The sequence below is a fragment of the Leptospira koniambonensis genome (genome assembly GCF_004769555.1).
GTDB lineage: Bacteria > Spirochaetota > Leptospiria > Leptospirales > Leptospiraceae > Leptospira_B > Leptospira_B koniambonensis.
Window position 1 is genome coordinate 279,454 of record NZ_RQFY01000006.1, and the last position, 20,655, is coordinate 300,108.

General features: G+C 36.7%; 7 protein-coding genes. 4 read left to right on the forward strand and 3 right to left on the reverse strand.

The features are described 5' to 3' along the window. Complete coding sequence (locus EHQ52_RS14820) at positions 1–3,222, forward strand: efflux RND transporter permease subunit (RefSeq protein ID WP_135615960.1); 3,222 nt, start codon at positions 1–3, stop codon at positions 3,220–3,222. Between the two features lie 2 nt (positions 3,223–3,224). Here EHQ52_RS14820 and EHQ52_RS14825 read toward each other — a convergent pair whose 3' ends face one another. From EHQ52_RS14825 to EHQ52_RS14835, 3 genes are read right to left on the reverse strand one after another with little or no spacing between them, the layout of a single operon-like run. Beyond that, the gene (locus tag EHQ52_RS14825) at positions 3,225–4,598 is read right to left on the reverse strand and encodes an efflux RND transporter periplasmic adaptor subunit (protein WP_135615961.1); all 1,374 of its coding nucleotides are present in this window, start codon (positions 4,596–4,598) and stop codon (positions 3,225–3,227) included. A gap of 14 nt (positions 4,599–4,612) precedes the next feature. Then, positions 4,613–6,034 (reverse strand): TolC family protein, encoded by a 1,422-nt coding sequence (locus EHQ52_RS14830; protein WP_244244907.1) that lies wholly within the window; start codon positions 6,032–6,034, stop codon positions 4,613–4,615. 27 nt (positions 6,035–6,061) lie between these two features. After that, the gene (locus EHQ52_RS14835) at positions 6,062–6,763 is read right to left on the reverse strand and encodes a lipoprotein (RefSeq protein WP_135615962.1); all 702 of its coding nucleotides are present in this window, start codon (positions 6,761–6,763) and stop codon (positions 6,062–6,064) included. 213 nt (positions 6,764–6,976) lie between these two features. On the opposite strand from EHQ52_RS14835, the gene EHQ52_RS14840 reads away from it, so the two are divergent. The 3 genes from EHQ52_RS14840 (at position 6,977) to EHQ52_RS14850 (ending at position 20,652) form a co-directional block, all read left to right on the forward strand. Next, positions 6,977–7,324 (forward strand): hemagglutinin, encoded by a 348-nt coding sequence (locus tag EHQ52_RS14840; RefSeq protein WP_244244908.1) that lies wholly within the window; start codon positions 6,977–6,979, stop codon positions 7,322–7,324. Positions 7,325–7,507: 183 nt separating this feature from the next. Beyond that, complete coding sequence (locus tag EHQ52_RS14845; protein ID WP_135615964.1) at positions 7,508–8,323, forward strand: hypothetical protein; 816 nt, start codon at positions 7,508–7,510, stop codon at positions 8,321–8,323. Beyond that, positions 8,320–20,652, forward strand: a complete 12,333-nt coding sequence (locus EHQ52_RS14850) for a hypothetical protein (RefSeq protein WP_244244909.1) — start codon at positions 8,320–8,322, stop codon at positions 20,650–20,652. The genes EHQ52_RS14845 and EHQ52_RS14850 overlap by 4 nt, the downstream gene beginning before the upstream one ends. Positions 20,653–20,655: the final 3 nt, after the last annotated feature.

Genomic DNA, 20,655 nt, shown 5'->3' on the forward strand with positions numbered 1-20,655 from the left:
ATGAATGCTATTCTATCTTTCTTTTTGAGAAGAAGAATAACTACGTTCATGATTTTTGGAGGATTCTTTTTTTGGGGTCTTCTTTCAGTAAAACTTCTTCCGGTTTCCTTAATGCCTCCAACGGATTCTCCTGCCTTGAGCATTGTAACAAAATATCCCGGAGTAGCCCCTTCTCGGATAGAAGAAATCCTTACAAAACCAATGGAAGAGCAGATAGTCGGAGTTGGAGGCTTGGAATCTATATACTCTACTTCGGAAGAAGGGGAATCGAGAATTAACGTTATCTTTTCCGATGTTAAAGATATAACTTTAAAGTCCGTTGAACTAAAATCTAAAATAGATTTAATAAGGCACACATTTCCGAGAGAAGTCCAAGAGCCTACTGTAATTCGTTATGATCCGAGTGATCGTCCAATATTTATTGTCAAATTAGAATCTTCTGCCTATTCATTGAAAGAATTAAGAGAAATCGCTGAAAATAAAATTAAAAAAAGATTAGAGAGAGTAGATGGTGTCAGCGAAGTACGAGTAGGTGGTGGCCGTTATAGGGAAATTCTTGTTGAGGTTAATCGTAACGTCCTAAATTTCTTAGGCATTTCATTATCGGAAGTAATGGAAAGTATACGTACATCAAACGTTGACCTTCCTGCAGGCAGAATTGCAGAAGCTAACGGTTGGATAAATGTTCGCGTTCTTGGAAAATTTTCTGCGATGCGAACTATGGAGGAGATTATTATAAGATCTCCTTCTCAAAACAAATGGGTAAAGCTGAAAGAATTAGGAAGTGTTTATGACGGTCACCGGGATCGTGAGGATATTTCTCGGGAAAACGGAAATGAAAATGTCACGATTTATGTTCAGAAAGCCGGTGATGCTAACACAATTTCCGTATGTGAAGGTCTGAAAGACGAGCTATCGCAAGTTTCGTTCCCTGAAGTAAAATCAGAAATCACATACGATCAATCTGAGTATATTCAAGTATCTATAGATAGGGTCGCGGGTTCTGCATTTACAGGCGGAATTATCGCAGTTATCGTTATCTTTCTATTTCTAAAAAATATGAGAGCTACTTTGATCGTAGGGGCCTCCATACCACTATCTATAATTGTAACTTTCGCCTTCATGTTTATATGGAAAATCGGTTTAAACGTGATGACCTTGGCGGGCCTCGCTCTTGGTGCCGGACTTTTGATTGATAACTCCATAGTTGTTTTGGATCGCATTTTTAGAATTCGCCAATCTGCATTTAGTGATGCGAAAAATACAAACAAATTGAATCTATCCACGATTGCTGACGAATCTGTTATAAGTCTCTATAAGGAATTGGCAGCCTCTACCTTGACGAATATTGCAGTTTTTTTGCCATTTTTCTTCGGTTCTAGAGAGTTAAAACAATTATATGGAGGAATGGCTTTAACGGTAAGCTTTTCCATTTTAATATCTCTTGTTGTTTCACTTTTCTTTTTACCTCAATTAGCAAAATTATTTTTGAATAAGCCTGAACATTTTGAAAATACCGGCCTAAACGATTTTTATAAGAGTGTAAATTCGATTTTAAAAAGTAGTCCTATCAGACTCAATTTGAATTTGTTTCAAGGTCGGCTCTATTTCGTTAAGAATACTTACATAAACTTCCAAAAATATTTTCGATTAGATTTCGTTCGAAAAAAATATCTTAGTGGTCTTGTTTGGCTTTTCCGTAATCCCAAATGGATCTATTCTCTTCTTTTATCTCTTTGTATTGCAGGTGTAGGCGTTACGCCATTTCTTAAACAAGAATATATTGATCCTGTGGATGCAGGAGAAATTCGTGCCAGCGTCGAATTAGAGACAGGAACTCACTTGGATGCAACAAGTCACCATGTCAAACGTATTGAAGAATTACTTAAGACGATTCCAGAAGTTGAAAAAATAAATTCCAAAATTGAAAAGTGGCATGCTGATCTTTATATAAAGTTAAAACCTTTAGATCAAAGGAGTAAATCTTCTGAAGTATTGATTGCTGAATTTAAGGAATTGACTTCACCTTTAAAAGACGTGTTTGTTTACTACGTCGAAAATTCTTCTATGGACAGCAGTAGAGAATTGGATATCGAATTTATCGGAGATAATACAGAAGTATTAAAGAAAATAGCAAAAGACGCAGCCTCAACTATCCAGCAGATTCCAGGGATTCAAGAAACTGTATTACGATTTAGAGATGGAAAACAGGAGTTTTTGTTAGATATTCATCAAGACAAGATGGCTTTAACCGGACTGACTTCCGAGGAGGTCGGAAATTATGTTCGTACAGCGATTCAAGGATCTATACCTACAAAGTTTATAGAAGATTCCAAAGAAGTTGATATAAGGGTTCGGTTTCGAGAAGAAGACCGATTAAATATCGAACAAATTCCTAACTATAAAATTCCAGGAGATAGATCTACCATTTCCATTGCGGAACTTTCTATTCAAAAAGAAAAGGAAGGCGAAACAAAAATTTATCGTAAAAATAAGAGAAGAATGGTTACTATAACTGCAAAATTGGGTTCTCTTGATCTCGGTTCAGCTGTAGAAAAAATTAGAGATTCTTTAACTGCACTTGATTTACCAAATAACTATTATTTTGAATTTGGAGGTTCTTTTAAAAAATTACAGAAGAACAGAATTGAAATGTTATTCATGATTTTTTTAGCCGTATTCTTGATATTCTGCATATTGGCTTCTTTATTCGAAGATTTGCTGTTACCGTGGCTACTAATGATTTCAGTTCCGCTAGGAATTTTCGCTGATCTTTTGATCTTATTTTGTTTTAGGATGAGTTTGAATATCTCAGTCTATATTGGTTTTATATTGCTTGCTGGAATTGCAATCAATAACTCCATTATGCTCGTAGATCAATCTTTGCACTTATATAGAAATAGTAAGATTGATAATAAAAAATTTGCATTACTTCGTGCGACGATTCAATCTGCGTCGGAACGATTGCGTCCGATTTTAATGACTACTTTTACAACCACGACTGCTTTAGTTCCAACTATGTTGGATTTTGGGGAGGGTAGTCAGTTATGGAGGCCTTTAGCAATTACGGTTTTTTGGGGACTTAGTATTTCTACCGCATTAACATTAGTTTTTGTCCCAGTTCTCTTCTATCACTTTCAAAGAAGGACGATAGTTGGAGGAGGGGGAATAATTCGCCTGTTTCGCAAGCAAAAGCAGTTTCGGACTATTCCGTTATCCTAATTTTATTTTGAAGGAATACTTTTGTCTTTTGGCTTTGGAGTAGATTCGCCTTCTTTTATATTTCCAACCGAGCCAGTCGCCACTAATTCACCTACGGATAATTCTCCCGAGATGCGAGATAGCTCTCCGCTTACCCCTTCAATGTTTACTTTCTTTTTAAAGAGTAAACCTTTGTTATCAACGAAAATAAATCCTTCGTCTTTTTCTTTACCGGAAAGAATACTCTTGGATGGGATATAGAAAGCGGGAACGGGATGTAAGTCTTGGATTTCTGCCCTAGCAAACATTCCAGGTTTTAATACGTCTTTCTCATTTTTATATATTACTTTGATTTCTGCAGTTCGGCTTTGTGGATCCACAAGTGGGCTGATTATCAAGATTTTTCCTTTAAATTTCTTTTTTGGAAAGGCATCTACAGTAAAATCGACATCTTGGTTGGGAGTTATTCTACTAAGATCCGATTCATTGACTGAGAATTTCAAAAGAACTTCCGAGTCATCGACAACAACATATATAGCCTGGCCTTCTTTTACTGCCTCACCTACAAATATCGAACGAGCAGCAACGATCCCTTTAATAGGAGATAATATTGTGGATTCCTTTATAAGTAATGTAGTGGAATCAATACTTGCCTGAATACTTTTTAAGTTAGCTATGGCAATGTCTAATTCGGATTTTTCTACGATCGTATTTAGTTCCAAAAGAGCGTCATTTAATTTGTTCTTATCAGTTGGAATTTGCATTCCAGCCTTTTTTAGATCCTCTGGTCTGTATCCGATTTGGATCGTATCTAGACTTTTTTGTGCCTTGAAATAATTTGTTTGTGCAGAGATTAACCCAGTTTCGACTCCTTTTAGCTCTGTTTCTGAAACTGCTCCTATTTTAAATAATTCTTGTTTATTTGAATAAGTTCTTTGGAGGTTTTCCATAGTAGCTTTTGAATCGTTTACGTCCGCTCTTGCTTTTTCAATATTGGAAATTTCCCTTTCTACTCTTTGTTTCGCTTGAATATATCTAGAACGACTTAGGTCGATTTGTTTGTTTTGAACTTCCAAAGAAGCTAAATCTTTTTTTAACTGAATCTCTAGATTTAGAGTTTCGATTTTAGCCAACGATTGGCCTTTAGAAATACGATCACCTTCTTCCCGAAAAATTTTTTCCACCCGTCCCAAAACTTTGGAGGAAATTTCCGCCTTTTGAAAGTGTGAAACACTTCCAAGAAGACTTACAATAATTTGTTGTTTTTTTAATTCAAGTGGGGTCATCTCGAAAGGCGGAGCAATATCTTCTTCTACCGTTTCTTTTTTCTTTTTTCCACAGGTTAATATTTGGATCGAAATTAATATAATTACGAGAATGGTTTTACTTTTTGTCATTTTAGGGACTTACCTTATTTTTTAACTTTAATCAGTTCTAGGCTATCGAGACTTGTGCCTGTAGCCATTTCGAGTTGAGAAACAGCAGTCAAATATTGAACACGGCTTGTTATCATCGTATTAACCGCTTGTAAATAAAAAATCTCTGTTTCAGCTAAATCGACTCGTTTTGCGTCTCCAAGTGAAACTTCTTTTTCTTTAATTTTTAATCTTTTTTCAAAAAGTTTTGCGTTATCGTCAGCGAGTATCATGGATTCCCAACATTGTCTATAGTTTTGAATGGCTTTTAAAACTTCTATTCTAACTATATCGTCTTGCTGTTTTCGAGTAATTTTGGCTTGTTCTGCACTTATTCCAGTTGATGCGATTTTCCTTTTGTATTGCAGATTATCCATAATATTCATTGTAGTTGTAGAAGTTAGGGACTTATTCGTATCATCATTTCTGGAAATATAATTAGAAGTGTCTTGTAGAGTATTTGCTCCGATTGGCATACTAAGTTTAAAATTAAAACCGTATTCTCTTTGTTTGGGTTCGAATCGATCTCCAGATCCAGCGTAATATCCACCAATTGATAAGGTGGGAATGTAAAAAGATTTTGCTATTTCAAATTCAGAAAGGGCCTGTAATTCCGCCGCCTTATTTCTTTCGAACTCTACTCTGGATTGAAAAGCTATGCTTATTAATTGATCAAGAGGTATTTCTTTAAAAGAAAAAGTAATACCGTTAAGAATATCAGCAGCGAGTAAGATGTTTGTTGTACTCGGTAGTCTTAATTGTATTTTGAATTCTTCTATCCCACTTAAGAAGGATGTTTCGGTTCGTTTATACTGCAATTGAATTTCATTTAACCGGTTTTCAATTTGAAGAACTTGAAGTTCCGTAGAGTCGCCTAATTGTTTTTCTCTTTTTGCAAATCGAAGTTGTTCTTTTTGTCTATCAATAGATCTTTTTTGGATCTCCATTTGAGCTTTATTGCTCAAGAGAGTATAGTAAGCAGAACGTACTTTAAACTTTAAATTGTTAATACCTAACAAGAAATCGTATTTCGATAAGTTTAAATCGTTTAAAGCGGCTTGGAGAGCCAAATGTCTTCTTCCGCCGTCGTATACTACTTGGTCTAAAGTGAGGGCTAATCTTTGGGATCTACTTTCTGAATCGTTTTCGATTACATTTGCATTTCTAAACCAGGAGACGGAAGCTGTAGGGAAATAAGATCTCCAATTTTCCTTAACAAGCAAGGCTTTGATTTTTTGCTGACCACCAAGTAATCTTAGATCAGGACTATTTTCAATAGCTATATCTTCTGCTTTTTGTTGATCGAGTATTAAAAGTTCATTTTCTCCTAGAACAGATACTGGCCCAAATAAAAAACAAATTAGTGTATATACAATAATACACTCTATTTTAAATGAAGTATCTCTCTCTTTGTTCATATTTTGGATATAAGATTAGTGATTAAATTATTCCCAAAATTTCCAATTGAATCCGGACTTGCTTGAGAAGCCAACAGTTGTTGCAATTTTTCTCGCCATCATTTCTGCTAATGTTGAATTATTTAAAAAGATTTCTGTCGTTACAGGAGAGCTAAGCTTTAGTTGACCTATTAAGCTGCCACCTTGTGAATAGATGCGAATGAAAATTCCGGTGGTAATCTCTTCGTCTAAAATATTTCCCAATTTCTTTTCGTAAATATATCCATCTAAATATATATCACATTTTGATAAAGTGCATGCTTTTTGAATAGATTCAGGTTTGGGCTCGATTGGTTTATCACTAGTTTCAAGAACTAAGTTTGATGAAAACATAGTGGGAGTAGCGGTGGGAGAGGGGCTAATTGTGTTTCCAACAGTATCATTCGTATTTTGCAAAACTTGTTTTGTTTCGGAAGGAATTTCTTGGATGAAAGCCTCAATCCCTTCTTTAAGTAAGTAGAAACGGAGATTATTTGTAAAGTTCTCACCTGCAAAAGTGGCAAAGGAGTTCGGCTTAGTTTGGATCCGATTAATTGCAATTCGCTTAATGTTTGGAAATTTTTCAGAAGGATTTTTGGCCTCTATAATTTCAGATGCGAAGCGCACTTTAGTTATTTGATAACTTGAACAAGAAATTGTAAGTAAAACGAAAAAAATACAAAGTTTAGAGAATGAAATTAATGATGCCATAATTGTCCGTTATTTGAGTATTTCCTCTTTGTCTTTTTATAATTTTCGGAAGCTTGCCTTTTTTCTTATTGAAAAATTGTTTTGCATTCGAAAATAAATATTAGATAGTATATTTGTATGGAAATTTGTGCCTTAAGGTCAGCCAACCGAGTTGTGATATATCTCAAATTGGTAATAATCATATTCGTGTGTTCGTTTAGCCTTGGGTGTGAATTGAAAGACGATAGCAACTCAACGGATAAACTTCTAAAAGAATTCGTAAATGGAGTCGCTACTCCATCATCCAGTGGTTCTTCCGACGGCAATAATTCCTTTTACACAGTTGGTGGAACAATTTCTGGCATGGATGGAGGAAAGACGATTACCCTTGCGAATAATTTATTCGAAGTTTCCGTTTTCGTTTTTAATGGTCCTTTTTCTTTCCCATTTTCGTATGAAAATCACGTAACGTATGCTGTTTCCGTTACCAGCCAGCCAGTCGGACAAACTTGTTCATTAGCAAATCAAAACGGCTCAATACAAGGAGCTAACGTTACTAGCGTTATTGTTCTTTGTAATTAAGTTATTTTCACCCCTAAATCATCCCTAAGGTAACGTTTCGAAGTAAACGGAACGCATATTCCATTTTGGATATTCCAATAAATATATCGGTCAGAATGAACTTTTCCTTGCATATTTTTGCCACGTTTGCAACAAAAGCTTAAGTATATAGGACTCTTCTATTTTTATATGACTTTGGGACAAATGGGATGGATTTTTCGGATAAATATTTTATCCATTTTTGTATTCATTTCCTTTTTGATCCCTTCATTATGGCAATTATCCGCAGATATTGTAAACGACTCTCGACCACTTCGCGTATCCTGGGAAGACGATGCACAAGAGAGAATCGAAGTATCATTTAATCAGAAAAAGAACTCGAATCTTATATCTTTCCGTCTTGGAAAGAATGATATATCTGAAATTGAAAATTCTGCTTCTCTTGCTATCTTGTTTGCAGAAGAGGCGTTTGAGTTAAATTTACTTCTTGAAAGAGAAAGAGAAATTAGTCTTCGTCCAATTGGTTTTTTCGATACTATTTCATTACATAATCCTAATGGACCTGAAAAGTCCTCCAAAGGTGGAATAGGCGATTTCGAGACTCTTAATTTATTATTTTTCGAATGGTTTTCAGGGGAATATTTTAAGGATAAAAGTTCGGACAGATTAGATCAGTCAATTGGGTATGTATATCCTGATTCTCTTTCTTCTTCTGATTTGAAATTTTACTGGCAAACAAATGTAAACTTAAGATCGATAAAGAAGTTCAGAAGGTATTTGGCTAAACTAACTCATTCTGATCCAGATAGTGATAAAAAATATTTATCATTTGTTTCTGATCTTTTCGATTTTTCCCACTTAGATTTAAGTTTTTTCTTCCAATCTTTTTCAATCTTACAACTTCCACATCTTAATAAGACCTGCTCTATAGTAGGGCAATCTATAGGCGTATCAGTGATTTCGCCTCTCTCGCAATTTTCTATTTTAATTCTGCCTTTAGAACAAAGGGAACACACATGATGAATCAACAAATTCAAGAAGCTCTCAATAAATTAAATCTTAAGAAGTTGGAATTTTCTTTTCAAAAATTTCAATCTTTAGCTTCAAAATTTCTGAAAAGATCGCGTAATATTAAAACAAGAAGAATTTTATTTAAGTTTATACTTCGTTTTGCGGTTTCGAGTCTTAAGAAAATATTTGTTACTATTATAATGCTCGAGATTGGAATAGCGCCTCTTAGCGCTGATCCAACTATCTTCAGAGATCTTTGGAAGAATGGTTCGGATGGTAAATTAGAAAGACAGTATGAAAGAGCGAATAACTCAGGTTCAGAAGCAGATTGGAATGATTCAGTAAACAAAGGATTTTCATTATTACGAGCTGATTGGGAAGCATCCGCAGATCGAGCGATTGAGAAAAACTTATTAGAAAACGGGGGCAGTTCCAATACAGCGTTAAAGGATCAACTTCTACAAGAGAAAGCTTTAGTTAGGAGCGAGTGGGAAGAAGATGTTCAAGAAGAAATCGAGAACAGAAAAGGACAATGGAAGGCTAAAGTAGCCTCTGGTAGTCTTGAAGATACTCTTGAAAATATAGACAAAGGTGCTCTTATCCAAGCGGTTTTACAAGCGGGAGTTGCAGCCCAGGCAGGAACGAATGCTAGTGAGAAGGCTGGTCTATTTGATTCTACTATAAAATCGTTTCTTACGAGTTTTCGTTCTAATTGGGAAACCGATTTGAATTCCAGAATAGAAGGAATTCAAAGTAATTCGAATCTATTATCTAATTCACAAAAGCTTGGATTTGAAACTGCACTTTCAGATATTAAAAAGAATATCCTTGCAGAATATTATTATGAAGAAAACTCAATTGTTGCCGCGTATCGCGCCAATTTTGTAGCAAAAGCGAATGCTGCAGATGATATTAACGGTCAAATTGCACAAGAAACAGATCCAAACAAACTCGCTCTACTTTTAATTGAAAGAGCACAGAAAAGTGCAGGTGATCTTTCCGGATTAGTTACCACAAATACTTCTACGAATGTAGATCCTAATACAATTGTTTCGAGCGGAGATGATTATCAATCAAAGTTTTTAGCAGCATTACAATCAGGTCAGAAACAATGGCAGGATGCGATAGACCAATTGGTTTTAGGAAAACTTAGATACGATAAAGAAGTTGAGCTGCAATGGAAGTCAGGAGAAGCAGATTGGGCAAATGCATATAATCAGATTTTAAAAGCAAAGTCTGATTGGACCCAAGTTGTAAATGCACAAATCCAAAAAGGGCTACAGTCCTGGGATGAATCTGAAGCTCAATTAAAAGCAAATAAAGAAAAAGCACTTGCTGAACTTGACAGGACTCTTGCGACCCAATCAGAACAATGGCAGGCTCATGTCCGAGGAATTGAAAGTATTGTAGTTGGGGGAGCAGATACACTCACCACAATCGAATCAAATATCCAATTTTTCCAAGGTGCTATAACTAGAGCAGAAAAACCAAATAGCGGATATCCAGCTTCTGTAGTTACAGAATATAGATCACAACTTTCTTATTGGCAAAGTTTAGAAACAAGAGTTCGAGATTTAGTAAAAAATTCCGGGAATACTTTGCATGATGATGATGTGAGAGGTGCAGATGGGCTATTGAGTTCAAGTGGTATATACACTTCTCAAGAATTAGAATTAAGAATTGCTCAGGCAGAATTAAAAGTATTACAAGAAAATCAAACAAGAGCCCAATCTGTTTATGATTATGCAGCGGCGAATGTAGGAAATAAGACTGCTGCACAATTAGAAGCAGAACTTGCATCAGTAAAAGCAGATTTCGAAACGAAACAAAATGCATATTTAGCACTTCTTGCTGAATTAAACGGAAGTAGCGCATCAAGTACATATTCACAAACAGGTCTTGATTCTTCTTCCTCTACTACAACTGGCGGTTCCTCATCCACTAACCCGACGAGTATATTGACTGACCTAGAAGCCGCAAACAAGGTTTTAGAAGATAAAAGAAAGGCTTTAGAGTTAGCGCGTTCTGAATTGATGGGTTCCCAGAACGCCTATGACAGTACTGTTAAAATGCAAGTTCTAATCCAAAACCCGGAATTACTTGGTTCAATTGGAGAGTTGAAAACAGACGGAAGTAATAAAACTGATTCTGGATTACGATACGAAATCGAACAGGCTAGTGAAGAACTTGAACGTCAGAGAGAGGTTTTACGTCAGCAAGAAGCTGCGATGTATAAGCTTACCTATGAAAGAGAAAATGCTCTAAGAACTCAGACTTTTTATAACCAAAGTTTAAGCCAGATTTTAGCTTTTGAAGATGTAAAAGAGAAAAAGGCAGCACTTGAGAAAATCCTGAGTGGTGACGGTACTTTAAGTGAGAAAATCGACTCCCTCTTAAGCGGGGATACACTTGTATCTCTTTATGGAAATACAGTCGCAGTTCAAATCCAAAAAGATTTAACAAGTATGAAATCCCAATTGGCTAATTTGGATACGCCTGTAGTAGATTCGAGTACTACATTTGACAGCCAAGTTCAACTTTTGAATACAGCAAGTACAAGTTTCCCGGTCGATGATCTAACTGCTAAAAAATCAGAATTAACAAATTACTTAAACCAGTTAAAGAATATTAGAAGCGGTTTCGGTTCTATATCTTCTTATGATACTACTTATCTTGGACTTGATCGCGTAGACCAAGGAATTGCATATTTAGAAAACTTACTTGGACAATGGGATACTAACTCTTCTGCGATGGAAGATGGATTTTCCAAAATTGAGGATAAAACTTCCGCATACAAAGATTATATTAGTGCAAATTCAAATTTAAAAGGAACTGCAGAGTATTCCAATCGGATCTTAGGCCTTGTAAATGATATCCAAGGTTCTGCTATTCAAATTGGACAGTTCCAATCTTTCGTATCTGATCTAAATCAAACAACAAGCTATTTGAATACAGTTCTTTTGGATGTGTTTCAGAGGGGCGGCACAGTAATCGATTCGAGTCTTACCGGAACAGATAGAACAAATGCTAAGAACGATTTAGCTGGATTTAAATCTCTTTTAGATTCTAGTTCTAAGGATTGGTCGCCAGTAGTTGCTGGAATGGGTTCTTCGTTTGGAGATATTTCTAGTCTCTTGGGGAATTTTGGAAATTCGATCCAGGCTTTTAGAAGTAGCTTAGAAACAAGAAACAATATTGCATCTACTGTGTCTGGCAAACTTTTATCATTCTACGAAAGTTTCCAAACTGAATATCTAGTTAGAAAAGACCAATTGAATTTTCTATTGGATCCGGATGGTGATTCAGAAAGTCTCCAAGCATTAAAAGAAAACGCTGAGAATCGCAAAAATATAGAAGGCGCAAAAATTAATGAAAAGGCTTTAGAGATCTTACATAGTTATTTAGCAGACTTACCTTCAGATAAACGTAATTTTAGTTCTATTTATTTGCAAGTCTTGAAGGATTCAGATTCTAACTCTTTGGATTTAGACTTAGATCCAGATTCTCTTTTAAATAGAAAAGCATTAGAAGTAGTTTTAAGTTTTTTCAGAACGAATGGGAATTCTATCTCGAATCAATTGGCTTCGTCTGACTATGAAGATTGGATCTCAAGTTTAGAAGAAGAAATGGATGCTGCCGGTGATGCAGTTTCTTTCTATGAGGGCGGGGGAAAATACACAGCCGCACAAAGAACCGAAATTAGAGAAAGCGGAAGTTCAGAAGAAAAACGTTTACTGAACGAATCCTATAATTTCGGAAGTACATTCTTCTTTGGTTCAGCAGTAGTTTCTAAAATATCTTCACTTGACCAAGCCTCTAAATCAATTAGTGCATTTGCAACTCAAGTTTCGACAAACGGAGTATTGTCTGCATTAACAGACGATTACTTTGAATCACAAGAGAACAAAACAACAGGACTACTTTCAGAAATTAGATCAAAGGTAAGCGGTTTATCTGATATAACAGCTTCCGATCTTTTGCAAGATTCGTTTAACTTAGGAACAAACATAGATCATAATACGGAAGAGGAAGATTTTAGAAAAAATCTTTTAGCCGAATATTTATCTGGTAAATCGACTACGGAAGATTTCTTCCTTGCAATGAGTGATCTTTCACAAATTTCGAATATTTTTGGAAGTAGTATTGCTTCCTCTGTTTATTCGGATGCTTCTAAACTAAACACAAAATATACTACAAATTTATCTGCTTATACTTTAGCATCTACCAATCTTGTTTCTTCACTGAATAGTGTTGATTCTCCGGTTAATTCTGCTCTTTCTTTATTTTCAGATGATAGATTGAATTATTTCTCGGGCCAGTTGAGTTCTTTGCAAGGTATCTATGGACTAAAAGATTTCCAAGACGCTGCAAACCCGGGAGTAAATGTTTTTACTTCTGAAGATTTTTCCTCTTTAGGAAATTATATTTCTTCTGTTTCATCTAATCTTTCTAACTGGAACTCAGCAAAAACGAATTTAGAATCAGCGTATAGTTCTTATAATGATGCAAAAACTGCTCTTTCTTCCTTAACTCCTGGTAGTGATACATTTTTAGATCAATCCGATGTTGTACTTTCCAAGTTTAATGATTTGAAGTCTGCTTATTTGGAAGCACAAGGCTTACTACAGATCATAACCGGGGATACACAGAGCGCATACACAGAAAGTAGAAACCTTGTGTCTCAAATGAAAGTAGAGGAGAGTCTTCCTTCTACTTTTCTTTTAAATGCAACAACTTTAGCTTTGGCACCTTCCGGGATTTTGGCACAATACAATACTACACCGGCAAATTTTACATACTTTGATACATTTCAAAGTAGTCCTGTAGAACTTCTAATCTCCCAGGAAATGGGTGTAACTCTTGGAATGCTTGGTCTTGCAACAGATCAAAGTAATTTAAGTAGTGTATTTGCACTTTCTGGCGGTTTAGATACAGTTTCCAATAACTTACAGTCCGTTTCTAAAACGTATGCTGCTTTACAAACTACGAAAGGACAAGTTGAAACATTCCAGGATGGATTATCCGATAAGATCGTAGTTTATCTAGGAGAAGGTTCTAAGAATCAAATTGGCCAAGATGATCTAATCTCGTATGTTAAACAACTCAGAGATTTTTTTATTACAAAACAACAGAACGGCGAACAAGTAAATAGCGCTATACTTACTGCTTTAGAAAATGCGGGAACATATACAGACGAAATTGAAAATTTAAAATATTTTAGCTCGATCGCTGTAGCAGATAGAACAGAAAGTAATCTAAATACTTCCTACTCAACCGCAAAAGACTATACTGCCACAGTAACGGAAGCGAAAACAATCTTCGCCGATTTACAATCCACTTTGAAAGCATTACAAGATTCAGGTCAGCCTGTTTATAATGCGATGTCTCAAATTGAATCTAGTCTTATTAAATTTGATAAGTTACAAGCAAAACTTTCAGGTACTGATTTTGAATTAGATTCGGATCTGGTTTCGGGTATACAATCCCTGAAAGAATATGCCTGGGAAATTCGAAAAGAGGAACTAGGCGAAGCCTTCTTATCCGAACTAGCAAGTAACATTTCTTTGGATCAGTTTATGACTGAGATCCGTTCCGGAAAACAATGGACTGCCGATACAAATCCAAATTCTACAAATGTATATGCATTATCTAAAAACACTGAAGCGAAGTTTTTAGGACAGTCATTAACCGAATCCCAAATTTCTGAAATTTTTAACTATCTAAAAGTATATAGAGACCAAGCCAAAGTTCTGAATTCGGACCTTAGCAAAGGAATAGAAAGTATCGTACTTTCCACAGATCCGGAAGTAAAAGCAGCGCTAAACGAACAAGCTTTAGCACTCGGCTACGAAAGAATAAACAATAGTTTAAGCCAAGGTGTTTTTGCAAATTCAAGCTCCTATCCACCGGAACTCGCAAATTACGCTCTAGTTAGTAACTTCTCCGCATATTTAGGTGCAATGACATATGCGGCTAGTACAAAAAACGAAACAGTCGATAAGAACCAAGTCTTAAGAGATTTCCTTTTGAATTATGGAATCTCATCTGATGCTCAGTCTTTACTCGAAAATTTTGTTTCGAACTTTGATTCTAGAAATTCTTCCTACTATCTACCTGATTCCTTAAAAGAAAGAGATCTTGCTTACGCTTATTATTATCGTTCGGCAACTGAAAATTTAAGTCCAGACGATATGAATTCTTTAACAACATGGCTTAAAGATAAAAAATATGAACCAGGCCTCGTTACCTCATTAAATCGTTCTGTGAGAATGGACTTTGTTCTCAACAGTTACTTGGGAGATTCTGACGAAGAATATTTAAGTTTTGTTAATAATAAACTACAAGGCGGTTTATCCGATTCTGAAAAACAGGGATTTGTTTTATATAAAGCGGGTCTTTATTCTCCGTTTGGATCCTTAGATCCACTTTCCAGCATCCAGTCCGATTTTTATTTGAAAAACTACCAACATGAAACTGGATTTTCAGATCTTATCTCTTCACTTGGAGCAGAGAATTTAAATTTAACTTTAGAGTTAACGAACGCACAAGCAAGCGAACGTAAGGCTAAATATGCTTACGATGTGGTGAAAGGAAACGTTGTTATCGAGAGTTATTTGAGTTATGTTAATATTGGTTCTCAAGGCCAGACCGCTCCAACGCTCGAAACTCAAATCACAAACAAAGAAAGAGAACTTGAATACCAGGCAGAACAAAGATTAGGCAATTTACTTTCTTTAATAGAAAGTTATAAGAGTTATTCTTTTGATCCTGATAAAACAGAAGCTAACCCTTCTATACGCCAGGCTCTAAAAGAGATCCAAGATTCTGGATATGAAATTTCCGATGATGTTTATGAAAAAAACCAAACTACTGGTACGTATGATTTTATAGCTGGGATCAATAACTTAAAAGGAATCATAGACAACTACGTAGACAATAACCTGCCGGGTAGGGTAGCTATTAATGATCCATACGCCGAAACAAGTAAAGCAACCGGCGCAATGTCTAGCTATGCAGATAATATTATGGAATCCGGTAAAAAGATCGGAATCCTTACAGATATCGCAAATAAATACAGCGGGTTATCCGGCGATGCACTCAAATCTGCTTTGGGCAGCGAACTTGGAACGATTAAAACTCAATACAGTTTAAACCAACAAACATTTGAAGATGCAGAAGCTGCATTTACTACACAACAAAATATTGTTAAAGGTATCCAATCACAGTATGCGGCAAAACAAGTCGAAGTAAGCGCAGCATATACGACAATGGAAACTGCTTCTGCGAAATTATCTGAAAAAAGTGCGGTATATGATTTTGCAACACTTAAAGAATACAGTGCCGGTGTAACTGATCTGAATGCAACTGAACTTGCAAAAACTAGACTTACAGATGCAAATGATGCGGTCACTGCTAAATTAAAGGAAATTACTGATTTACAGAACCTAATTTCTAAACAAACAACACTCGCAAGTCTGAATGCGGATCCTCAAGTTAAAGAAAACCAAAAACAAACAGAAGAATGGGCAGAGAGAGCTTTAAGATTTAGCCAGGCTGAAAAAACGATCAAAGACAAAATGACCGATCTTAAAAATCAGATCGATACGGAAAGAGCCAACCTCCAAGGCTACCTAAACGAGATTCTCGTACCAACGAACTACAAAATAAACGGAAACGGTTTAGACGGAAAGATCGATTATCAAAAGTCGGATTATATAACTTTAGAATCAGATCTTCGCCAACAATACCAAATTATGGAAGGTGTTATCGGCGGGTATGTAGGTCTTTGGGACTTCGTTAATGGAGGAAGAGGATCTACGAGTGGAGCATTAACTTACGGAGGAGGGCTAAATGCTCAGTATCCTCAATTTAGTATATTAGATTTCGTTAATTCTCATGGCGGCAGTTCGGGTCTTGCTCCTCAGATGAAAACAGCTATGAATGCTTTCGATGGTATGTGGTGGTTAGATCCATATTCAGGAGCGACTGCGGCTGCTAATAATCGACTTAGCTCTGTTACATATTCTGAATACTCTTCCAAGATGGAGACTAGCTTTTCAAACCAAATGGGTGCGGAAGCTATTCTTATTGCAATCATGGGATGGGGAAATCCTACCGTAGGATTAGAGGCCATCAATAGAACGAATACTTGGGTACAGCAAAAAGGATACTTACAAACCGGTTTAGATTCTGCACAAACTTCTGCTCAAAAGTTAAAAGACTTACAAGCGGAACTGAATTATTACACAGACATTTCTAGTAAAGACCAATTAAAATCGGTTCTTTTAGGTTCCGGAAACGAAGAAGGGAAATATACTCTAAATACTGGATTACAAGCAGGTGATCTAGACTATCTCACTGGAACTGGAACATTTGATAACGGAACTCTTTCTTGGACTGGTGGTAAAGAACCACTTAATATGGACAAAATTGCCGGTAAGAACGGGAATTCTGTCGTTCAGAAAAGATACGTTCACGATGCTTATGGACTTCTCGTTCGAGATGATGGAGACAATGCCGGAGGTGTATCCGCAACCATTACCGGATCTTCGGATGGAATAAAAACTGCGACTATGACAAGTGCAGATGAATTTGTATCTGCTCTAGCTGTGCTATCTCAATCTCAATATGAGATTGAACGAGATGAATACTTTGCTGCTCAAGAGAAATATATTGGAGCAGGCGGTCAAAAAGCAGATCCAAAAACCATTCTGGACGCAAGAGAACAATTCTACTCAGACCTTTTGAAGAAATTATCCAATAATAATGGCGAAAACATTGAATACGATATGTATAAGAAAGTCGCCGAAGATTATATGGGTAAAGGGAAAATTATAGACCAACTCTTTCTTGCAAATCAAAAGCAACAATACGCATTACAAACCGCTGTATGGGATCAAAAGGAACAAGACTTCTACCAAAAGAAACAAGAGTGGGTCGAGAATATCCAATTCCTTCAGAACGCTGGACTATCTAAATTTAATGATATGACCAATACAATTCTCCAAGGTTGGGATAGTTGGAGAACAGAGTTCAAGAAAAAAGCAAAAGAAGGAGAAAAAGCTCACGTAGATCAAATTGCCACAATGATCTCAGAAAAAGCAGCTTGGGAAAAAGACTTTATCTCTACATATAAAGATCAAAGCGATACAGATAAGCTTGCAGAAGCATACAAACAAATCCAAAGTTTGATCGAAAGTTATAAAAAAGATCTACCAACTGAAGTAGGGGTGGAGCTGAACGCTAACGCGATCTTAAATAAAGTTTTAGCGGGTGCTCCAAGTAAATTTGATGATAACCTAATCAATCAAGGTGCATACCAAGACGTACAATTCTTCATCGACCAAGTCAAAACTCAAAAACTGGACGATTCCAATCTGAAACAGTTCCAAGACATGAGTAAAGAGATGGAAGAAAGGTCACAGAAGCTTGTAGTATTACAATCTTTGGACAGCCTCTATAATATTCCAAAAACCTATGAAGAAACAATAGGTGCAGCAAATAAGGATCTTGGAAAACAGTTAACTCAAAAGGTAATGAGAGATGGCTTTATGCCAGTGGGCGATTTGCTCATTAGGCAGACTGTAGGTGCAGATGGGCAACCTCAACAACAGATCCTTCCAAACTATACAATCTACGGATATGAAGGTCCAAAACAATTACCAAAAGTCAAAGATAGCGACGGTAAAGAGTGGGACCTAAGTAATTTCAATGCACTCGCAGCAGACGGAGGTCCATCAACAGCAGAACTCCAACAAATGGTTAAGCTTGCAATCAGCGTGTTGGATAAGGACTTCAAGAAGACTTACGATCCAGTAAACCAAGAAAACAGAGAAGAGAAAATTGCAGCACTTGACCCAGTCGCAATGGCAAAAGTAATGCAGGCATCCCAAGGAGCATTGCGAAGCCTACTAAGTGATCCTCAATACATGGCAGCGAGTGCATCAGATAAAAAGTATATGGAACAAAATGCGATGAGTTCCGGATATTTGGTTGGACCTACAGAAGGCGGCGTCTTCGGAGATTGGCACTTTAACCAATTCTATACTTCTCTAAAATTAAAGGAGAAATACGACTCTTTAGAAGCAAAAGGAAAAGAACTAAACAGCGATGGCTTTTCAAATGCAGTTGGATCAGCGGTTCAGCTTTATACACAGGGAGCTATATATGGTTTAGGAGCAATGGCAGCATTAGCCACAGGACCTTGGGCAATTTACTTGGCTCCAAAGATCATGGAAGTAACGCAAAATGCAGTAGACCAGACGAAAAATATCAAATCCGACACTGCTAATTTCATGCACGAAAATAAGGATACAATAGATGCAGCGGCAGCGATTGCAGCAGTAGTAACTGGTCCTGTGGGAATGATAGCATTTGCAGCATATAAAGCAACGCAAGGTGCATTCGAAGGTGGAGCACTTGGATTCGTAGCCGGAGCGGCTAACATAGGAAATGCGTACTTACAAGGGATGACTGGCGGATCATTATCGTATGAGATGTCTTATAGTTATAAGGATGGATTCGGTGTAAGCGTTGGTGGGGGATATCGGATAGCGGATGGACTTGCGATCGGCGGAAGTATAAGCTACAACGCAAACTCAGGATCTATAAATGGAAGCGTGGGGTTACAAAATAGATTTGATGCAAGTGGAAGATTTACAGGGAACCTAGGAGTAAATTTCGACAATACAGGATTCACAGGAGTTAGTGCAGGCGTAGGGATAGGTCTTGGAAACCAAGACAAAGAGGGTAATTTTGCAGGATCTTTGAACTTAGGCTTAAGCTATGATCGGAATGATGGATTTGGACAGTCAGCAGGAATCTCAGAGAATACAAACAAATTCGCACCACAATCCAGCTTTGATTACAATCATACGGCTTGGGGTGGTAATACTTACAGTGTGACAACCCCGTCCGTAGCAGGAATAACCGGAACGTATTCGTATAACGATGTAACGCAAGGATATACTGCTTCTCTCAGTGCCAATTCAGCGACAGCATTGACTTATGATTCAATTAGCGGAGATGCAGTTTATAACAAAGGCTTCTTCGGAGATATGGGTAAAGCACAAGGTTTAGCACTTGGAGCTATGACGAAAGATCAGTATGATAAATATGTAAATGATCAGACAGAAGTAAGAACAAAATCACAAGGGCTGTGGGATACAACGATAAGCGTTTTTGATGGTTGGTTCTCTTCTGAGTCATCTCCTGATTCTCAAGCTTCAAGATCGGCGCAAGAGAGTGCTAGGCGAAATCTTGCAGATGATATGATCGGAGGGTTGGCTTATCGAGGGGCTGGAATTGGAGAGGATGATGGTGGATTATCTGGTAAAGGAGCCTTGCAACCAGGCGAAGTTCTGAAAACAGATGCGTTCCCATCGGGAGAAGGTGTAGTCGGACCAAATGGAAAACTTTATGATCGATATTCACCTGAAGGTATGAAGTATTACGCGAATGCAAATGGTATGGATGTCTCTACAGGACTAGCAAGGGATTATAAAGATAGCGAATCACGATTCCAAGCAGCTTTAGCTAAGATTGATTCAGAATTCATTCCCCAAGATAATTCAACTATATTGGAAGGAGTAACTTCTTTATTGTCAGACAAAATAGTGGAGAAAATTAAAGAATTTATCAAAGGAGCACTTTCTGGTGAAGCAAAGAAAGCCGCGGATATTGGAGGTTTAATGGATAAGATGGCCGGATATTTAAAATCCACAGATTCATTGACTGACTTATATAGACCAATTCTTGATGATGTCAGAGATTTATATAGAAGTGCTCAGTCTTTTACAGCAGAAGAAAAGTATAATAAAGTTAATTCGATCCAAGATGAAATAGATAAAATGATGGCCTCCGGGAATAGAACTCAGATTGAAGCTGCTTATGAAAAGGGAGACTACAAAAATGAGACTGCCAAGTTGTATGATAAAAAGATCAATAGTCTGGGCAGAGAGATACTCGGTTTAGATGGGTTAGAAGCAGGCTTAAACATTAATGACCGCCTATCTAAACAAGAGGTATTCAAGACATTGAAGAGCCATTTGGATAGTTTTATGGGCTATGGAGATGAGAAATTTATTAAAAAAGTGGAAGCTACAACTTCCTTATTGGAAGCAACGAAAAAGCTTGAATATACTTACAGCACTTACAAATATTTACAGGCTAACAATTCTTCAATGATTGCCTATCCTAAGGATGTGTCTGGCTTAACGGAGGCTTCAATGAATATAGTCCAGAATGTGACCAGACAAAGATATTTAAAATATATTGAAACTCTTAATAAAGCGAAGAGGACAGATTTGCCTATGATTTATATGGACTACTGGAAATGATTA